Origin of the sequence: Bradyrhizobium arachidis (assembly GCF_015291705.1) — a bacterium.
GTDB classification, from domain to species: Bacteria; Pseudomonadota; Alphaproteobacteria; order Rhizobiales; family Xanthobacteraceae; genus Bradyrhizobium; species Bradyrhizobium arachidis.
In genome coordinates this window covers 8,010,669-8,028,139 of record NZ_CP030050.1, presented here as the reverse complement: position 1 = coordinate 8,028,139, position 17,471 = coordinate 8,010,669, and the positions used below count along the sequence as shown (strand labels likewise).

Genomic DNA, 17,471 nt, shown 5'->3' with positions numbered 1-17,471 from the left:
AACTCTAGTCCCTCAGCTCGCCTTGGGCACGAACGCGCCCGGCGGTATGTGGCCCTCGACATAGGCGTGCTGGAGCGCATCGAGCTGCACCCACAGCACGTTGGTCTTGAAGATCAGCGCATTGCAGACCTGAGCGCGCTGCTCCGGCGTCGTGGCATGCGCCTTGACATAGTCGAGCGCAAAGCCGGCATCGCGCGGCGCCTGCGCCAGGCGGCGCTTGAAGTAGCTCATGATATCTGGATTGACGAAGTCGTAATGCTCCAGCATGCCGGAGATGCGTTCCTCGTGCAGGTTCGGCGCGAACAGCTCGGTGAGCGAGGAGGCGATCGCCTCCAGCGGGCTCTTCTCGCGGCAGTAGTGGACATAAGCCTCCACCGCAAAGCGCGTCGCCGGCAAGATGCCTTCGGTGGATTCCACGTAGGCCGTGTCGAGACCGAGCCCCTCGGTCAGCTTCAGCCAGCGCTCGATGCCGCCCTCGCTGCCGACATCGCCGTCATGGTCCTCGATGCGGTGGCGCCATTCGAGGCGCGTGGCGCGGTCGCGGAAGCGCGAGATCACGACCGCGTCCTTGATCGGGATCGTGCTCTGGTAATAGTAGCGGTTGAGCGCCCAGGCCTGCACCTGGCCCTTGTTCAGCTTGCCGCCATGCAGCAGCTTATGGAACGGATGCAGGCTGTGATAGCGCGTCGCGCCGATGTGGCGCAGCGTCGCCTCCAACTCCTCGGCGCTAGTGAGGCGGATGTCCTTGCCGATCGAGAGCGCGGTCATTCCAGTCATGGACGCGGCATTCACAGCATGATCTCCGTTCCGTCGGCGGGTATCTGCCAGCCCGCCTCTTCAGCAGTCTTGCGCTCGCTTGAGCCGGGCAGCAACGCCGGATTCGAGTTGTTGATATGCAGAAACATCTTCCTGTCGATAGTGAGATCGGCCAGCCGCGCGATCGCGCCATCGTGACCGGACATCGCGACATGGCCCATGCTCTTGCCGGTCTTGTGGCCGAGCCCGGCCCTGATCATCTCGTCGTCCTGCCAGACCGTTCCGTCGAAGAACACCAGCGCAGCGCCGTCGATCTCGGCCTTGAGCGCGTCGGTCACCTCGGCGCAGGCGGCGATGAAGTAGAAACATTTGCCGGTCGACTTGTCGGTGATCTTCAGGCCGAGCGTATCGCCGTCGCCGGTCTCGCCGCCGGGATGCGCCTTGCCTTCGAGATACCAGGCCGACTTGCCCGGCACGGCGAACGGCAGCACCTCGAGGCCCGAGCGGGCGGCGTCGGTCAGTCGCGGCTCGAACGGCTCGCCGATTCCGATCGGCTGGCGCTTCACGTTCTTCTCGTTCAGCACGTTGAAGATGCTGTTGCTCGCAAGGATCGCCAGCACCTTCTCATGTGCGTAGATCGTGAAGGGCGAGCCCTCGCGCATCGACAGCAGGCCGGCCACCGCGTCCACTTCGCCGTTGGTCAGGATCACGCCTGCCACAGGCGTATGGCGCAGCGCGCCCGGCTTGGGATGCAGCTGCGGCGTGGCATTCAATTGCTGGCGAAGGTCGGGCGAGGCGTTGATCAGGAACCAGTGCTCGCCATCGCCGCTGAAGGCGACCGAGGCTTGGGTTCTCTGGAGGTCATGCCCGTGCGCGCGGGCGGCCCGGCAGCCCTCGCAGCCGCAATTCCATTGCGGGACTCCGCCGCCGGCCCCGGCGCCCAGGACGACGACGCGAAGCATGATCCGTCTCCTGGGACAAATTCGCGAAGTGGATCTCAGGCCGACACGGTTTCCGTCATTCGGAAACCGATCGTGACCGAAAGATCCACCTGCGCAGAACGCAAATGCACCAACCGCTTACTTGCGGGTGGCGCTCACATACATATTGATTTCCATGCCGCAGGGCACTTCGACGATCTTCGGGGCTTTCCAGGCCATTTTGGCTCTCCATTTCGCGAATTCGGACGTGTCCGCCCGTGGGTTAAAGTAATGCGGGCGCAAAAGTTCGCCAGTGAAATTTTCCCGAGCACGTGCATGTTGCGCCGCGAAAAATGGTAATGGAACATCACTTCCGGCGGCGCTGCCTTGCGCTTGGCGCATTCGGTCGTGAACCCTGTCCTGATAAAGCAGTTGTGAGCGCACTGCAGCTTTCAATCCGGTACAGGCGACCCAAGTGGACCTCGTGATGCCCAAATACTTCTTCAACACCCGCATCGGCGACGAACTGATCGTGGATCCTGACGGAGAGGACCTGCGCAACCCCGATCGCGCCTGGGAAGTCGCCCGCCAGATGATCCTGGAGGTGGTGAAGTCCGAGGGCGCCCAGCCGGCGCTGCTCGAGGCCGTCATCGAGGTCACCGACGACGACGGCGAGATCGTGCTGGAGTTTCCCTTCACCGAGGCCCTGCTGGACATGCCGGACCAATCGGCGACGCGGCACTAACCCGCTCTTCCTCCCTGCGAAATCCGCATGGCTTTGCCGCGTTCCCGGCGCTAAAAGACGCCGGTTACACGGAGCAAACCATGCAAGATCTCTGGCGCCTGTCGGCCGCCGACCTCGCCGCCCTCGTCAGGTCCAAGAAGATATCCGCCAAGGAGGCGGCCAAGGCCGGTCTCGACCGCCTGGACGCGGTCAATCCCCAGCTCAACGCCGTGATCGACCACCGGCCCGAGGACGTGCTCAAGCAGGCTGATGCCGTCGATGCCGCCATCGCCCGTGGCGAGGACCCCGGCGTGCTCGCCGGCGTGCCTGTTACCATCAAGGCCAATGTCGACCAGGAAGGCTTTGCCACCACCAACGGCCTCAAACTCCAGCGCGACCTGATTGCGCGCGAGGACAATCCGGTCGTCGCCAATTTCCGCAAATCCGGCGCCATCCTCCTCGGCCGGACCAACTGCCCGGCGTTCTCTTACCGCTGGTTCACCACCAACCTCGTCCATGGCGACACCAAGAACCCCCGCGATGCCTCGCTGACGCCGGGCGGCTCTTCCGGCGGCGCCGGCTCGGCGGTCGCGGCCGGCATCGGCCATATCGCCCATGGCACCGACATCGCCGGCTCGATCCGCTATCCCGCCTATGCCTGCGGCGTGCATGGCCTGCGCCCGACCTTGGGCCGCATCCCCGCCTTCAACCCGGCACTGCCGGAGCGCCCGATCGGGCCGCAGATCATGGCAGTGTCGGGCCCACTGGCGCGCACCGTCAACGATTTGCGCATCTCGCTCGCAGCGATGTCGGCCCGCGACATCCGCGATCCCTGGTTCGTGCCAGTGCCGCTGGAAGGCCCCGCAAAGGCCAAGCGCGCCGCGCTCTGCCTCAACCCGAACGGCCTTGCGACCACGCCGGAGGTGAAGGCGGCGGTGAGCGATGCCGGCAAGCGGCTGGAGCGTGCCGGCTGGACCGTGGACGTGATCGAGGACACCCCGCCGATGCGTGAGGCGGTCGAGTGGCAAATCAAACTCTGGCTCGGCGACGGCTATGAGGCGCAGCTGGAGATGGCCGAGCGTGAGGGCGATCCCGGCGCGCTGGCGTGCCTCAACGGCAACCGCGCCAGGGTCACGCCGATGGACCAGGCCAATTACGCCAAGGCGCTGACCCGGAGAGCCACGCTGACGCGCGACTGGATGCTGTTCTTCGAAAAGTACGCCGTGCTGCTGACGCCGGTCTCGGGCGAGCTGCCATTCCCCGATCATCTCGACCGCAAGGACGACGCCTCCTTCAAGCGGGTCTGGGAAGCGCAGCTGCCGCAGATCGCGATTCCGTTCATGGGATTGCCGGGGCTCGTGGTTTCCACCGGCCTCGTCGGCAAGGCGCCGGTCGGCGTGCACATCGTCTCCGGCCGCTATCGCGAGGATCTTTGTCTTCTCGCGGGCGAAGCGATCGAGGCGGGCGGCGTGCCGCCGTCGCCGATCGACCCCGTGGGTTAGCGATGTCTGCGATCTACGACTTCAAGGCCAATTCGCTCGCCGGCGAGGAGGTCGCCCTGCGCCGCTTCGAGGGCCAGGTGCTGCTGATCGTCAACACCGCGAGCAAATGCGGTTTCACGCCGCAATATCGCGGGCTCGAGGATCTCTACCGCGATCTCTCCCCGCGCGGCTTCTCCGTGCTCGGCTTTCCCTGCAACCAGTTCGGCGCGCAGGAGCCGGGGCAGGCGAGCGAGATCCAGGCGTTCTGCTCGACCAACTACGACGTCACCTTTCCCCTGTTCGAGAAGATCGACGTCAACGGGCCGAAGGCGCATCCGCTGTACGAGTACCTGAAGCGCCAGCAATCCGGCCTGTTAGGGGCCTCCATCAAATGGAATTTCACCAAATTCCTGGTGGACCGTGCCGGCAAGGTGATCGCGCGCTATGCGCCGACCGCGCGGCCTGAAGGGCTGCGCAATCAAATCGAAACACTGTTGTGAGCGAGACAATCATGAGCGACGAATTTCCCGACCGCCTGTCGGTCGATCCGAACAGCCCCTATTACAACGCGGACATTCTGGCGCGCGACGTCGGCATCCGCTTCAAGGGCATCGAGAAGACCAATGTCGAGGAGTACTGCATCAGCGAAGGCTGGGTCCGCGTCACCGCCGGCAACGCCAAGGACCGCTACGGCAACCCGCTGACCATCAAGGTGCATGGGCCCGTGGAGCCGTATTTCAGGGATAAGAAATGACGGCGAAGCCGTCATTCCGGGGCTCGCGAAGCGAGAACCCGGAATCTCGAGATTCCGGGTTCGATGCTGCGCATCGCCCCGGAATGACGCGACAATAAATCGAAAGCCACACCCATGTCCGTCCGCATCGTCGACGTCCGCGAGATCACCAAACCGATCTCCTCCCCGATCCGCAACGCCTATATCGACTTCACCAAAATGACGACGAGCCTCGTCGCCGTCGTCACGGACGTGGTGCGTGACGGCAAGCGCGTCGTCGGCTACGGCTTCAACTCCAACGGCCGCTACGGGCAGGGCGGTCTGATCCGCGAGCGCTTTGCCTCGCGCATCACGGAGGCCGATCCGAAGTCGCTGCTGAACGCGGCCGGCGACAATCTCGACCCCGACAAGGTCTGGGGTGCGATGATGACCAACGAGAAGCCGGGCGGTCATGGCGAGCGCTCGGTCGCGGTCGGCACCATCGACATGGCGGTGTGGGATGCGGTGGCGAAGATCGCGGGCAAGCCGCTGTTTCGTTTGCTCGCCGAGCGCCACGGCGTCACCGCCAATCCGCGCGTCTTCGTCTACGCCGCCGGCGGCTATTACTATCCGGGGAAGGATCTCTCGATGCTGCGTGGCGAGATGCGCGGCTATCTCGACCGCGGCTACAACGTCGTGAAGATGAAGATCGGCGGCGCGCCGATCGAGGAAGACCGCACCCGCATCGAGGCGGTGCTGAAGGAGATCGGCAAGGACGCGCAGCTCGCGGTCGATGCCAACGGCCGCTTCAATCTCGAGACCGGCATCGCCTACGCCAAGATGCTGCGCGATTACCCGTTGTTCTGGTACGAGGAGGTTGGCGATCCCCTCGACTACGCGCTGCAGGCCGCACTCGCCGAATTCTATCCCGGCCCGATGGCGACAGGCGAGAATCTCTTCAGCCACCAGGACGCCCGCAATCTGATCCGCTACGGCGGCATGCGCCCCGACCGCGACTGGCTGCAATTCGACTGCGCGCTGTCTTATGGCCTGTGCGAATACCAGCGCACGCTGGAGGTGCTAAAAACCTACGGCTGGTCACCGAGCCGCTGCATCCCGCACGGCGGCCACCAGATGTCGCTCAACATCGCAGCAGGCTTGGGTCTCGGCGGCAACGAGAGCTATCCCGACCTGTTCCAGCCCTATGGCGGCTTCCCCGACGGCGTCCGCGTCGAGAACGGCCACATCACCATGCCGGATCTTCCCGGCATCGGCTTCGAAGGCAAGTCCGATCTGTACAAGGAGATGAAGGCGCTGGCGGAGTAGAAGGCGCTGGAGCGCAACGAACGCGCTACGCCCTCGGTGTCGTCCCCGCGAACGCGGGGACCCATAACCACAGGGAGGAGTTAGCTCGCGAGCTGACAACTCCGAGTCTTCGCCAAACCCAATCCTGTGGTTGTCGCGACGAGCGCAAGCGCTCGCGCGGAGGTCCCGGATCTGCGCTCAGCTTCGCTACGCTTGTCCGGGACGACGACTGAGTGTGTGGCTACGCGCTCGATGTCCGCGCCAAGCTCTTCGCTGTCATGCCCCGGCTTGACGGGGTATCCCAGATTCTAGCTCACCCCCGCTGCAGCAACGGCCGCAAGCTCCTTATGTCCGTCACCGCCTCGATCTCGTACACTGACTTGATCAGCCGCTTCGCCTTCTCCGCCCCCACCAACGGCGCGATGAGGTCGCGCGCCTTGTCGATGACCTCTTCGCGCGTCATCGGGTTGCGCGGTGTGCCGCGCACGGCGGTGACGCGCTCGGAGAGGCGGCTGCCATCAGTGAGCTCGATCTCGACGATGGCGACGCGCACCGGCAGCAGCTTTGCCAGCTCCTCGTCGCGCACCAGGTTCACCTTGGCGCGCTCTTTCAGCACCGCGGCATCCTGCATGCGCGGCTTGTCGTGCGCGGCGTGGAACGAGGCGGTCTTGTCGAGCAGCATCACGGCGACCATGTGCTGGAGGCAGATGTCGGGGATGTCGCGGTTGTCCACGACCTCGGCAACCGAGGGCGCAAGCCGCACCGTCACGCGCTTGACCTGATCGGCTTCGAACGCCTGCTTGCTGCGGATCGCAAAGATGGCATCGAGCGGCCCCTGGATCGGCGATCCCACGGTCCATTTCTTGATGTCGGTGCCCGCGATCTCGTAGCGCTCGCCGAGTTTTTCAACAAGCTTCGCGGTCGCGGCCTTTGGTGCATAGGCGAGGAAGTAATTGTCCGGGCCCGAGAACACGTCGTCGACGCCGTTCCAGTCCGCACGCACCAGCAGCGCCGCGGTAACGCCGTTGCGGGCCGGCATGCCGGCGAACACAAAACCCTTCTCGATGTGATCGACGTCGCGCCGCCACACGATGAAGCCGGAGGATTGCTGCGCGGCATAGTCGAGCACCCAGCGCATCCGGCGCGCGTCGAAGCCGGCAACACAGGCGGCTGCCGCGGAGGCGCAGAACGTGCCGGAAATGCTGTGCGTGCTCAGCACGCTTTCATAGCTGAAATCGGCGCCGCCCATCGCCATCACCACGCGTGTGCCGACGTCATAGCCGAGCGTCACTGCGCGCAGGAAATGCGCACCATCAATGCCGAGACCTTCGCCGAGCGCAAGCGCCGCGGGAATGACCGAGCTGCCGGGGTGCGAGCGCGAGGGGCTGTGGGAATCGTCGGTCTCGTCGGCATGCGCCATGACGCCGTTGGCGAGCGCGGCCTCGACCGGCGATGCCGTGAGCGCCGTGCCGGCAACCGTCGAGGCCCCCTGCGCGGCATTGGCGCTGATGTAACGCTGCGCGGCCTGGCCGGGCGGCAGCTCCGATCCCGATATCATCGACGCCAGCGTGTCGAGGATGTGGTGCTTTGCGTGCTCGGTGACGTCGGGCGGAAGCGCGCGGGTCTTGGCGGCGCTCATGTAGTCGCACAGCGCGGTCATCTCCGGCCCTGAAGCCGGGCCCTCCGCGAAGCTGCGTGCAGGGGTGAGGGCGAGGCCGGTGGTGGCTGCTGCCGTGAGCCTCAGAAAGTCGCGTCGTTTCATGGTGTCCCGTCTTTGGTGCAGGAATCCGATGAAACGGATAGCGCCTAAGACCGCCGTATGTCCAGTAGCTGTCCTTGGGCTGCGCCACACCCTCCGCTGTCGTGCCCCGCCTCGTGCGCAATTGCGCTCAAGGCGGGCGATGACATCGAGGTCGTAGTTACGGCGTACCTTTACGATAGCCGCATATCCAGCAACCTGCGCCCCTCACCCTTCAGCAGCTTCTTCACGGCGCTCGAGGCCACGACCTCGCCGTCATTGGCGTAGGCTTCGTGGTTCTTCTCGATGTCGTCGAGGCGGTAGAGATAGTTGACCATCACGCCGGCGGATTCACGCACGCCCTTGGGCGAGAGGTCGCCGAGCCAGTTGATGCGTTCGAGCCGGGCGCCGTTGCCGAGATGGAAGCGGGCGACGGAGTCGATCAGCTTGCCCTTCGGCGTACGCGCCTTCAGGAAATAATGCGCGGCGAGCGGCTCGATCAGGGCGCGGAGCTGCGCTGTCGTCTCGGGGTTCTCGAACCATTTGGGATCGTCGAGGCGCTTTATCAGCTCGCGGTCCTCGTCCGACAGCGGCAGGTCCCTGTCCTGTTTGATCCACTGCATGAAGCCCGGCACCGGCGACAGCGTCACGAAGGTGTCGAGCTTCGGTGTCTCGCGGCGCAGCTCCTCGACCACCTGCTTGATCAGGAAGCTGCCGAACGAGATGCCGCCAAGGCCGCGCTGGGTGTTGGAGATCGAGTAGAACACGGCGGTGCGCGCGCGGTCGATCGGCAAATACTGGCGGTCGACCGCGAGCAGCGGTTGAATCGCGCCCGGGATCGTCTCGGTCAGCGCGACCTCGACGAAGATCAAGGGCTCGTCGACCATTGCGGGATGGAAGAAGGCGTAGCAGCGGCGGTCGACCGGATCGATGCGGCGGCGCAGATCGTCCCAGTCGGAGATCTCGTGCACGGCTTCGTAACGGATGATCTTTTCGAGGATGTTGGCCGGGGTCGACCAGTCAATCCTGCGCAGCACGAGAAACCCCCTGTTGAACCACGAAGAGAGAAGATGCGAGACGTCGCGATCGAGCGCGGCGAGATCGGTGTGGCCGTTCATCATGCCGAGCAGATCGGCCCGCATGGCGACGAGATCGCCGGTACCACCGGGCGCGCGGTTGAGGCGGCGGATCAGCTCCTGCCGCCGCGGCTCGGAGGCGAAATGCAGGCTGCTTGCGTCCTCGTCGGTCGGCTTGGCGCGCCATTTCTCGATCGCTTTTGCCAGACGTTCCCGGTCCGGGCCGAAATCGCGTACCAGCCCTTCGAAGAAGGAGCGGCGTCCTGCCGCATCCAGCTCGCCATAGATGTCGAGCACCTCGCGCGCCATGGCGGTGCCCGAGGCCTCGCCCCGGCCCGACAGCAGCGCGCCGCAGAGCTCGATGAGCCCGTCGGCATCCCGTTTGGTATCGGCGGAATCCCCGCGCAGCAGCAGCGTACGGCCACGCTCGGAGATGGTGGCGAGCAGATCGGAGAAGAAGGCGTTGGCCATCTGGGCTTTCGTGTCAGGTTTGTGCGATGCGGAAGCTTACACGGGATTTAGTCGGAAGCCGATCACAATCAAGCAGGGGAGTGCGGCATCTTTAGTCGGGCCGTGCGTTTGGAGAATGGTGGCATGCCGGGTGGGGGCGGGGCATCCAGTATGCCGCGGTCTATCGGCTCAACCGGTGCCGTAGGGTGGGCAAAGGCGCACTTGCGCCGTGCCCACCACCTTTCGATGGCCGCGAGAGTCGGTGGGCACGCTTCGCCTTGCCCACCCTACGAGTTCTGCGCGCGCAATGACGGGGGTGGCGCTGCCCTACTTCCCCGCAAACTCCGTCGGCGTCCGCCCGGTCACCTGGCGGAACGCCGCCGAGAATGCCGGCACGCTGGCATAGCCGAGCTGGGTCGCGAGCTGCTTCACCGATACGCTTGCATCCATCGATATCCGCTGGATCGCGGCCGCAATCCTGGCGCGCTGGCACCAGCTCTTGAAGCTCAGCTGCGTCTCGCTCGAAAACAGCCGCGACAGCGTCCGTGCGGAGGTTCCGACCTCGCGCGCCAGCGTGTCGATGTCGTGCAGGCCGGTGGGGTCGTCGAGCACGATCATCGCGGCGCGGCGGCAGCGCGGCTCGTGCGGCAGCGGCACGAAGGTCGCTGAATCCTCGGCCTGGTGCAATTCGAGCATGACGAGGCGGACGAGCAGCCCGGTGCGCTCCTCGGTGTTGCGCGCGTCGAACAGCGCGAGGATCGCCTGGTTGAGCAGCGGCGAGACCCGCACCACGAATTCCCTGGTCAGTCCCGCATAGCGCTTTTCGCGCTTCAGCCAGGCAAGGTCGAAATACAGCGTGCGCATCTCGATGTCGGCGAGCAGGTCGATGGCGTGCTCGAGCCCCGCCGGCACCCACACCGCGCGGTCCGGCGGCACCAGCCAGCGCCCCCCTGGCGTCGTCACCTGCATGGTGCCGCGTGCCGCATAGATCAGCTGCGCCTCGCGGTGCAGGTGCGGATCGATGCGCATGCCCTTGGGGTAGTCGCGCGCGACCAGGTGCACGCCCGCGGTCGAGCGGTGGTTGCCCTGGACCTCCCGGAGGATTGGCGTTTCCAAGATTGGCGTTTCCAAGATTGGCGTTTCCAAGACAGTCATTGGCAGCATCCCGTCATTCGCCCGACATATAACTCATTTCGGAGCAGGAGAGGATTCGGGAAATGAACAGCCCCAGCCGGGTCATCAGTTTCGTCAACGCAGGCCATTTCATCGATCATTATTCGATGCTGATCTTCGCCGCCGCGGTGATCATCATGGGGCCGGCGCTGGGCATGGCCTATTCGGAACTTTTGCCGTACGCGACGCCCGGCTTCGTCGCTTTCGGCGCCGGCTCGCTGCTCACCGGCTGGCTTGGGGACCGCTGGAGCCGCCGCCACATGATGCTGATCTTCTTCGTCGGCATCGGCGCCTCCATGATCTCGGTCGGCTTCGTGCAGACCCCGGCGCAGCTCGGCACCGCGCTGCTCGCGATCGGCATTTTCGCCTCGATCTACCATCCCGTCGGCACCGCGATGATCGTGTCCTATGCCGACCGGCTCGGCCGCGAGATGGGCATCAACGGCGTCTGGGGCAATCTCGGCGTTGCCTCCTCGGCGCTGGTCACCGGCGTGATCGGCCAATATCTCGGCTGGCGCCTTGCCTTCATCATTCCCGGTATCGTCACCATCCTGATTGGCGTCGCCTTTGCGATGATGGTGGTGCATGAGGACCGCAAGGGCAGCAAGCAGGCGGCGGCGCAGGCGCGGGTGGCAAAACAGGACATGTGGCGCGTGGTGCTGTCGCTTTTGATCGTGGTGATCGCGATCTCGACCACGTTCAACGCCGTCACCGTGGCGCTGCCAAAGCTGTTCGCGGAGCGGCTCGCCGACCTCACCAAGAGCCCGGCGCTGTTAGGGGTGATTGCCGCCTGCGTCTACGTGTTCGGCGCGATGACGCAGTACACGATCGGCCGGCTGCTCGATCGCTACTCGCTGAAGACGGTGGCGCTGCCGCTCTCCTTCATGCTGGCGCCGTTCCTGTATCTGGCCGCGAGCCTGAACAATCTGCCGCTGATCGTGGTCTCGATCGGCATCGTCATGGGCGCGTTCGGGCAGGTCACGGTGAACGATGCCATGGTCGGCAAATACACCACCGAAGAGTGGCGCTCGCGCGCCTACGCCGTGCGCTACTTCGTCGGCTTCACGGCCGCAGGCGCTTCCGTCGGCCTCGTCGCCTGGCTCTACGAGCAGGGCGGCTTCGTCACCATGCTGCACGCGTTCGCCGGCCTCTGCCTGCTCGCGATCGCCGCCGCGATCATCCTGCCGCGCGAGATCCGGACGCCGCAGGCGGCGTGAGGCCTCCGTCATTCCGCGGCGCGCGTATGCGCGAGCCCGGAATCCATCGGGCAGCGGAGATGGCGGACAAACGGATTCCGGGCTCGTCGCTGCGCGACGCCCCGGAATGACGAGATGCGCGCATCTCGAAGGAGAATGGCCCGGCCGGTGGCCTCGCCCTTCGAGGCGCGCGCCAGGAGAGCGCTCCTCAGGGTGAGGGTCTTCCTCTCAATTGCTTCGCTACAGGGGATGGAGCGGCGCGTCGCGCATGCCATCCATCATGCCATTATGCCGGTGTTTTGCCCGACGGCGCAAGCGATTTTCGGTAACGCCGAAATTCCTCCAGCCTTTTCAACACCATCTCTACTGTGCATGGGGTTGTTTTCGCACGTTTGTTTTCGCCCCTGGAAACGACGCACGAGAAGGGGAACCCGCTCCGCCTCCCGCGGGTTCTATCTCCGTGGTCCCGGCACGCTGCCGGCAAATGAAGGGGGAAAGACACCTGCATGCAGTGGAGCCTGCTCCGACCGGTCGGCCTTGCCCCCGCGGCGCTCGTCCTCACCACCATTGCGGCCGGTGCCGCGGGCGGCAAACCGGCCGGCCCGTCCGAATTCCTGCTGGTGGCGCAGATCGTGCTGCTGATCGCGGTGGGGCGCGGCCTCGGCGAGCTCATGCAGCGGATCGGCCAGCCCTCGGTGATCGGCGAACTGCTCGCCGGCATCATTTTGGGGCCATCACTGTTCGGCTGGATCTGGCCTGAGGCGCAAGCCGCGATCTTCCCCAAGACGCCCGAGCAGAAGGCGATGATCGATGGCATCGCCCAGCTCGGGATCCTGCTGCTGCTGTTGCTCACGGGCATGGAGACCGACCTGAAGCTGGTCAGGAAGGTGGGCAAGGCTGCGATCGCGATCTCGATCGCCGGCATCCTCGTGCCCTTCGCCTGCGGCTTTGCGCTCGGCGAATTCCTGCCTGATGCGCTGCTGCCGAATCCCGAGCAGCGCCTGGTCGCCTCACTGTTCATGGGCACGGCGCTGTCGATTTCTTCCGTGAAGATCGTCGCCGTGGTCGTGCGCGAGATGAACTTCATGCGCCGCAATGTCGGGCAGATCATCGTCGCGACCGCTGTCATCGACGACACCATCGGCTGGATCATCATCGCGGTGATCTTCAGCCTGGCGTCGCACGGCACGCTCGACATCGCCTCGGTGGCAAAGGCGGTGCTGGGCACGCTGGCCTTCCTCGCGGTCAGCTTCACCATCGGGCGCCGGCTAGTGTTCCAGCTGATCCGCTGGGCCAACGACAATCTCGTCAGCACCGCGCCGGTCATCACCGTCATCCTGCTGCTGATGGGCACGATGGCACTGATCACGCATCTGATCGGTGTGCACACGGTGCTGGGGGCCTTCGTTGCCGGCATCCTGGTCGGCGAGTCCCCGATCCTGACGCGGCAGATCGACGAGCGTCTGCGCGGGTTGATCTCGAGCTTCTTCATGCCGGTGTTCTTCGGCCTTGCCGGCCTTGCCGCCGATCTCTCGGTGTTGCGCGATCCCCATCTCCTCCTGCTCACCGGTCTCCTCGTCGTGATCGCCAGTGTCGGCAAGTTCGGCGGCGCCTTTGTCGGCGGCACGGTCGGCGGGCTGAGCACGCGGGAGTCGCTGGCGCTGGCGAGCGGGATGAACGCGCGCGGCTCGACCGAGGTGATCATCGCAACCATCGGCCTGTCCATCGGCGTGCTCAGCCAGAACCTGTTCACGATGATCGTCACCATGGCGATCGTGACGACCATGGCGATGCCGCCGATGCTGCGCGCCGCGCTGGCGAGGCTACCGATGAACAGGGAGGAGAAGGAGCGCCTCGAGCGGGAGGAATTCGAGAAGCGCGGCTTCGTCGCCAATCTCGAACGTCCCTTGCTCGCCGTGGACGAGAGCGTCAACGCCACCTTCGCCGCGCACATTGCCGGCCTGATCGCCGGCATGCGCGGCCTGCCCATCACCGTGCTGCATATCGGTAAGCGGGCAGGCGAGCAGGAGAAGATCCGCGACCAGGAGGCGAGCCACGAGGCCGTGGTGAAGAAGGCTGCCGAAACCGTCTCCGCCAATGTTGATGGCGATGCCGGCAGCGTCGATGTCGCCACCCGTGCCAGGCGCGCCGAGCTCGGCGAGACCATCGCGGATGAGGCGCGCAAGGGCTTTGATCTCCTCGTCGTCGGCGTCGACAAGGTCGCCGCCACCAAGGATCGCTTCGACCGCAGGATCGAGGACATTGCCGCCAAGTTCGAGGGGCCGCTCGCGATCGTCGCGGCCAAGGGCAAGCATCTGAAGCAACCGATGCCGGAAGGACTCAAGATCCTGGTTCCGGTCTCGGGCAGCGGCGTCGCCAAACGCGGCGCTGAGGTTGCGGTGGCGCTGACGCAGGCCGGATCAGGCTCGCTCCGCGTGATCTATGTCGCGACGACGCGCGACAAGGGCGCGCAGCGCGGCACCTCCCGCGGGCTTAACCAGGAAACCGGCATCCTCAAGGACACCAGCGATCTCGCCGCCCGCTACGATGTCGACATCACCACGACGCTGCGGGTGAACCGGGCGCCGGAGGCTGCGATCCTGCGCGAGATCGACACCACCGACGTCGATCTCGTCGTCATGGGCGTCGACCGCATCCAGGCCGACCATCTCTCCTTCGGCGGCGTCGCCGCCGCCGTGCTCAGGCAGTCGAAAGTTTCCGTGCTCCTGGTTTCGAGCGGCGAGGCGCGGCAGGCTCCGGCGGAGAAGGCTTAAGGCTTCACCTCCGCCGCCGCCTGCGGCTTCGGCGCCTTCTTCGACGCGCGCCAGTTCTCGAAGCGCTGCACCACCACGAAGAAGGCGGGCACGAACAGCACCGCAAGGCAGGTCGAGGCGAGCATGCCCGAGAACACCGTGATGCCGATCGACTTGCGCGCACTGGCGCCGGCGCCGGTCGCGATCACCAGCGGCACGACGCCGAGGATGAAGGCGAACGAGGTCATCAGGATCGGGCGGAAGCGGGCGCGCGCCGCTTCGATCGCCGACTCCAGGATCGGCTTGCCGTCGCGGTTGTGCAGCTCGAGCCCGACCTCGACGATCAGGATGGCGTTCTTGGCCGACAGCGCGATGAGCAGGATCAGGCCGATCTGGCAATAGAGGTTGTTGTCGATCTTGAGGCCCGAGAGGATCAGCATCGGCCCGAGCAGCGACAGCGGCACCGCGAGGATCACCGAGATCGGCGCGTACCAGCTCTCATACTGGCCAGCGAGCACGAGATAGACCAGCAGCATGGCGAGCCCGAACACCCAGTAGATCTGGTTGGAGACCGCCTTCTCCTGATAGGACATCGCGGTCCATTCATAGCCGGTGCCCGGCGGCAGCGTCTTCTCTGCGATCTCCTCCATCAGCTTCAGCGACTGGCCGGACGAATAGCCCTGCGCCGGCAGGCCGATGACAGTGGAGGAGGGATACAGATTGTAGAGGCTGATCAGCGACGGGCCGGTGGCCGGCGTGATCTTGGCGACGGTCCCGATCGGGATCATGTCGCCGTTGGAGTTGCGCACCTGCATGTTGGCGATGTCGCGCTCGGTGACGCGGAACGCCGGATCGGCCTGCGTATAGACCTGGAACACGCGGCCGAACTTGTTGAACTGGTTGACATAGGACGAGCCGAGATAGGTCGACAGCGCCGCGAACACCTGGTCGGTGGTGACGTGCAGCGTCTGGGTCTTGATGCGGTCGATCTCGACGTTGAACTGCGGCACCGACGAGCGGAACGAGGACTGCACGCGCTGCAGCGCGCTCTGGCTCTGGCCGTTGCTGACCATCGCGCCGGTGATCGCCTGAAGCTTGGCGAAGTCGCTGTTGCCGTCGCGCAGCTCGACCTGCATCGAGAAGCCTGCGGCATTGCCGATGCCCTGGATCGGCGGTGGCGGCAGCACCAGCGTGCGCGCCTCCATGATGGTCGCGAGCTTGTCGTTCAGCCCGTACACCAGCGAACGCAGGTCCTCGCCGGGTCCTTTGCGCGCATCCCAATCCTTCAGGATGATGTAGGCAACGCCGGCATTGGCAAGGCTGGCGCTGTTGTCGAGCGCGGAGATGCCGGCGATGGTGATGACCTGCTGGACGCCGGGCGTGTCCCTGACGATGTCGGCGGCCTTGTCGAGCACCTTCTGGGTCCGCTCCAGCGATGCGCCGTCGGGCAGCTGCACGGCGCCGATCAGATAGCCCTGGTCCTCGATCGGCAGGAAGCCGGTCGGCACGCGCGACAGGCCGTAGCCGCTGAGCCCGATCACAATCAGCGCGAACGCGACCGAGAGGGTGGCGTGCCTGACCAGGAATGTGATCAGCCGCGTGTAGCCGCGTTCGACGCGGTTATAGACGTTGTTGAAGCCGCGATAGAAGAAGTTGCGCTGCTCCGGCGGCACCGCCGGCCGCAGCCACAGCGCGCATTGCGTCGGCTTCAGTGTCGCCGCGTTGATGGCGGAGAGCAGCGCGGTCGCCGCGATCACCAGCGCGAATTGCGAATAGATGCGCCCGGTCAGGCCGGCGAGGAACGAGGCCGGCAGGAACACCGAGATCAGCACCAGCGTGATGCCGACGATCGGCGCGAACAGCTGGTCCATCGCCCTGATCGCGGCGTCGTGGCCGTTCATGCCCTGCTCGATGTTGTGCGCCGCGCCTTCCACCACGACGATGGCGTCGTCGACCACGATGCCGATCGCGAGCACGATCGCGAACAGCGTCGACATGTTGATGGTGAAGCCGAGCGCCGCCATCGCCGCGAAGGCGCCGATGATGGTGACGGGCACCGTCGTCGCCGGCACCAGCATCGCGCGCCAGTCCTGCAGGAACACCAGGATCACGACCAGCACCAGGAGGCCGGCCTCGATCAGGGTCATGTAGACCTCGTGCACCGAAGCCTGCACGAATTTCGTGGTGTCGAACGGCGTGTCGTACTTCATGCCTTGCGGGAAGGCTTTTGCGAGCTCCGCCATCTTCTTCTCGACGGCCTGCTCGACCTCGAGCGCATTGGCGCCAGGCGACTGGAACACGCCGATGCCGGTGGCAGGCTGCTTGTTCAGCGAGAAGATCTGGCTGTAGGTCTGTGCGCCCAATTCGACCCAGCCGACGTCGCGCACCCGCGTGACGTCGCCGCTGGTGCCCGTCTTGACGATGATGTTCTCGAACTGCGTGGCGTCGTCGAGCCGGCCGTTGACGTTGAGCGTGTACTGGAACGCCTGCCCCGGCGGCGTCGGCGGCGCGCCGACCTGGCCGGCGGAGACCTGTTGGCTCTGCTGCTGGATCGCGTTGATGATGTCCTGCGGCACCAGCCCTCGCACCTGCAGCTTGTTCGGATCGAGCCAGACCCGCATCGAATACTGGCCGGCGCCGAACACGGTGACGTTGCCGACGCCGGGCAGGCGCGAGAGCTCGTCGCGGATGTTGATGGTGGCGTAGTTGCTCAAATAGAGGCTGTCGAAGGTCTTGTCCGGCGAGGTCAGTGTCACGAACAGGAGGATCGAGGTCGATTTCTTCTGGACGGTGACTCCCTGGTTCTGCACCGCCTGCGGCAGTTGCGACAGCGCGCTGGAGACGCGGTTCTGCACCAGCACCTGCGCGAAGTTGAGGTCGGTGCCGATCTTGAAGGTCACGGTCAGCGTATAGGTGCCGTCGGAGCCGCTGTAGGACTGCATGTAGAGCATGTCCTCGACGCCGTTGACTTGCTGTTCTATCGGCAAGGCAACCGTGTCGATCACGGTCTTGGCGCTGGCGCCGGGATAGCGCGTCGTCACCTGCACCGTCGGCGGCACCACATCAGGATATTGCGCGATCGCGAGGTTGAACAGCGCGACGCCGCCGATCAGGATCATCAGAAGCGCGATGACGTTCGAGAGGACCGGCCGCTCGATGAAGAACTTTGAGATCATGGCTGGCGACC

The 17,471-nt window shown here is 65.2% G+C and carries 14 protein-coding genes; 7 read left to right on the top strand and 7 right to left on the bottom strand.

What is annotated here, in order from left to right:
- Window positions 1–12: 12 nt before the first annotated feature.
- The 3 genes from pqqC to pqqA form a co-directional block, all read right to left on the bottom strand.
- Complete coding sequence (gene pqqC / locus WN72_RS37840; protein ID WP_430640356.1) at window positions 13–768, bottom strand: pyrroloquinoline-quinone synthase PqqC; 756 nt, start codon at window positions 766–768, stop codon at window positions 13–15.
- A 20-nt stretch (window positions 769–788) separates the two neighbouring features.
- Window positions 789–1,718: a pyrroloquinoline quinone biosynthesis protein PqqB gene (pqqB, locus tag WN72_RS37835; RefSeq protein ID WP_092212847.1), complete on the bottom strand. Its 930-nt coding sequence runs from the start codon at window positions 1,716–1,718 to the stop codon at window positions 789–791.
- A 117-nt stretch (window positions 1,719–1,835) separates the two neighbouring features.
- Entirely contained in the window at window positions 1,836–1,916 is an 81-nt protein-coding gene (gene pqqA / locus WN72_RS37830) for a pyrroloquinoline quinone precursor peptide PqqA (protein ID WP_007595659.1), read from the bottom strand.
- 247 nt (window positions 1,917–2,163) lie between these two features.
- Here pqqA and WN72_RS37825 point away from each other — a divergent pair, with 247 nt between their 5' ends.
- The 5 genes from WN72_RS37825 to tarD all read left to right on the top strand — a co-directional run bounded on the left by WN72_RS37825 (window position 2,164) and on the right by tarD (window position 5,919).
- Window positions 2,164–2,421 carry a DUF6894 family protein gene (locus WN72_RS37825; RefSeq protein WP_027560770.1) on the top strand — a complete coding sequence of 86 codons (258 nt, stop codon included), beginning with the start codon at window positions 2,164–2,166 and terminating at the stop codon, window positions 2,419–2,421.
- An 80-nt stretch (window positions 2,422–2,501) separates the two neighbouring features.
- On the top strand, window positions 2,502–3,902 hold the full coding sequence (locus WN72_RS37820; protein WP_092212845.1) for an amidase family protein: 1,401 nt from the start codon (window positions 2,502–2,504) through the stop codon (window positions 3,900–3,902).
- A 2-nt stretch (window positions 3,903–3,904) separates the two neighbouring features.
- A complete protein-coding gene (locus WN72_RS37815) occupies window positions 3,905–4,381 on the top strand; it encodes a glutathione peroxidase (RefSeq protein WP_092212842.1) in 477 nt (158 codons plus the stop codon).
- An 11-nt stretch (window positions 4,382–4,392) separates the two neighbouring features.
- On the top strand, window positions 4,393–4,635 hold the full coding sequence (locus WN72_RS37810) for a DUF3297 family protein (protein WP_035730878.1): 243 nt from the start codon (window positions 4,393–4,395) through the stop codon (window positions 4,633–4,635).
- A gap of 114 nt (window positions 4,636–4,749) precedes the next feature.
- On the top strand, window positions 4,750–5,919 hold the full coding sequence (tarD, locus tag WN72_RS37805) for a D(-)-tartrate dehydratase (protein ID WP_092212840.1): 1,170 nt from the start codon (window positions 4,750–4,752) through the stop codon (window positions 5,917–5,919).
- A 292-nt stretch (window positions 5,920–6,211) separates the two neighbouring features.
- Here the strand turns inward: tarD and WN72_RS37800 are convergent, their stop codons facing one another.
- The 3 genes from WN72_RS37800 to WN72_RS37790 all read right to left on the bottom strand — a co-directional run bounded on the left by WN72_RS37800 (window position 6,212) and on the right by WN72_RS37790 (window position 10,326).
- Window positions 6,212–7,660 (bottom strand): MmgE/PrpD family protein, encoded by a 1,449-nt coding sequence (locus WN72_RS37800; RefSeq protein ID WP_092212838.1) that lies wholly within the window; start codon window positions 7,658–7,660, stop codon window positions 6,212–6,214.
- Between the two features lie 170 nt (window positions 7,661–7,830).
- Entirely contained in the window at window positions 7,831–9,183 is a 1,353-nt protein-coding gene (locus tag WN72_RS37795) for a malonyl-CoA decarboxylase (protein WP_092212836.1), read from the bottom strand.
- A gap of 306 nt (window positions 9,184–9,489) precedes the next feature.
- Complete coding sequence (locus tag WN72_RS37790; protein WP_167380623.1) at window positions 9,490–10,326, bottom strand: AraC family transcriptional regulator; 837 nt, start codon at window positions 10,324–10,326, stop codon at window positions 9,490–9,492.
- 53 nt (window positions 10,327–10,379) lie between these two features.
- Here WN72_RS37790 and WN72_RS37785 point away from each other — a divergent pair, with 53 nt between their 5' ends.
- Both WN72_RS37785 and WN72_RS37780 read left to right on the top strand, forming a co-directional pair.
- Complete coding sequence (locus WN72_RS37785; RefSeq protein ID WP_027560762.1) at window positions 10,380–11,552, top strand: MFS transporter; 1,173 nt, start codon at window positions 10,380–10,382, stop codon at window positions 11,550–11,552.
- Between the two features lie 485 nt (window positions 11,553–12,037).
- A complete protein-coding gene (locus WN72_RS37780) occupies window positions 12,038–14,305 on the top strand; it encodes a cation:proton antiporter domain-containing protein (protein ID WP_092212832.1) in 2,268 nt (755 codons plus the stop codon).
- Here the strand turns inward: WN72_RS37780 and WN72_RS37775 are convergent.
- A complete protein-coding gene (locus WN72_RS37775) occupies window positions 14,302–17,460 on the bottom strand; it encodes an efflux RND transporter permease subunit (protein ID WP_092212830.1) in 3,159 nt (1,052 codons plus the stop codon). The genes WN72_RS37780 and WN72_RS37775 overlap by 4 nt on opposite strands.
- Window positions 17,461–17,471 lie beyond the last annotated feature (11 nt).